This is a genomic window from Pseudoalteromonas sp. MMG012 (genome assembly GCF_018100875.1).
GTDB lineage: Bacteria > Pseudomonadota > Gammaproteobacteria > Enterobacterales > Alteromonadaceae > Pseudoalteromonas > Pseudoalteromonas aurantia.
Window position 1 is genome coordinate 1 of record NZ_JAGJEF010000180.1, and the last position, 1,667, is coordinate 1,667.

Consider the following 1,667-nt stretch of genomic DNA (forward strand, 5'->3'; position numbering starts at 1 on the left):
CAACAGCGTTTATGGTTCATTGATAGCTTGCAAGGCGGCTCCGCTGAGTACAATATGCCCATGGCTTTTGAGGTGCAAGGCGCACTCGATATCGCGGTGGTTAATCGTGCTTTTAGTGACATTATTGCGCGTCATGAAGTTTTGCGAACGCGCTACACTGAAGTGGCGGGGGTAGCGAAGCAACAGATCTGCGCGATGTCAGCGGTGCACTTTGAGGTGGCAGTCGAAGACCTATCTCATCTCACTGGTGAGATGCAAGCACACGCGGTGAAAGCATTGGTTGACAGTGAGTTTACGCAGGCGTTTAATTTGGCAGAAGATGTGATGCTGCGTGTCAGCTATATTAAAACGGCTGGCAGCGCAGGGGTGCTGCTATTTAATATGCACCATATAGCCTCAGATGGCTGGTCGATGGATGTATTGGCCAAAGAGTTCTTTGCGTTATATGACGCGTATAGCCAAGGAAAAGCAAGTCCATTACCAGAGCTGGAAATCCAATATGCAGATTATGCACATTGGCAACACACGCATTTAGAGGGAGAGATACTGGATAACCAATTAGATTATTGGACGAAACAGCTAGATGAGTTACCGGGTGTGCATAGTTTACCGCTGTGTTACCCAAGACCAGAAATAAAGGCATATGACGGTGCGTTATTATCGGGTTCATTGCCAAGTGCTGTGGGAGAGAAATTACAAGCCGTGGCGAAGCAATATCAATTAACGCCATTTATGTTATTACATGGTGCGTTATCTTTGCTGCTAGCAAGACACAGTAATAGTGCAGACATTGTGATAGGAACGCCAGTAGCCAATAGAATGCAGGCAGAGCTGACGCCGTTGATAGGGTTTTTTGTGAACACGTTAGTGCTCAGAGCGAACACAGGGCACCACACGGTCGGGGAGTACTTTAAGCATATCAGAACGGTACATTTAGAAGCGCAATCGCATCAAGACGTGCCATTTGAGCAGTTAGTAGATAGATTGAAGGTGCCGAGAAGTAAGGCACATAGCCCGTTATTCCAAATCATGATGACGACGAATACAGACTATGGTTTGCATCATGAAGGTGAGTCAGTCGCCCTACCTGGGGTGCAGATGAGCGCGTATGAGAGTGATGCGGTACAGGCCAAGTTTGACCTAGATGTTGAGCTGACCTTGGGCGATGCGGGTGTGGGTATTAACTGGACATATGATACAGGTTTATTCAGTGAAGCAGCGATAGCGCGGTTAAACGCACACTTGTGTCGTTTATTAACGAGTTTGAGTGAAGTCACAGAGGAGACAGTGGCGTTGCCTAGCTTGGCGATGTTGTCGGAGTCAGAGACAGCGCATTTAGTGACAGGGCTGAATAATACGGAAATTGCATACGATAAAGCGGCATGCATTCATACCTTATTTGAACAACAAGCACAGCAGCAGCCGGATAAGGTTGCGGTGGTTTTTGCCGATAAAACACTGACGTACAAGCAGTTGAATGAGCAGTCGAACCAACTGGCGCATTACCTGCGAGAGCATCATGCTATTGGGCCAGACAGTTTAGTGGGCTTGTGTGTGGAGCGCTCGTTGGAGATGGTGGTCGGGATTTTAGGCATTTTGAAGGCGGGTGGGGCGTATGTCCCACTGGACCCACATTATCCGCAAGAGCGTTTAAGTTATATGTTGGC

1 protein-coding gene is annotated in these 1,667 nt (G+C 47.9%); it reads left to right on the top strand.

The features are described from left to right. On the top strand, positions 1 to 1,667 hold a 1,667-nt coding region (locus J8L97_RS22870), incomplete at both ends, for a condensation domain-containing protein (RefSeq protein ID WP_211053021.1).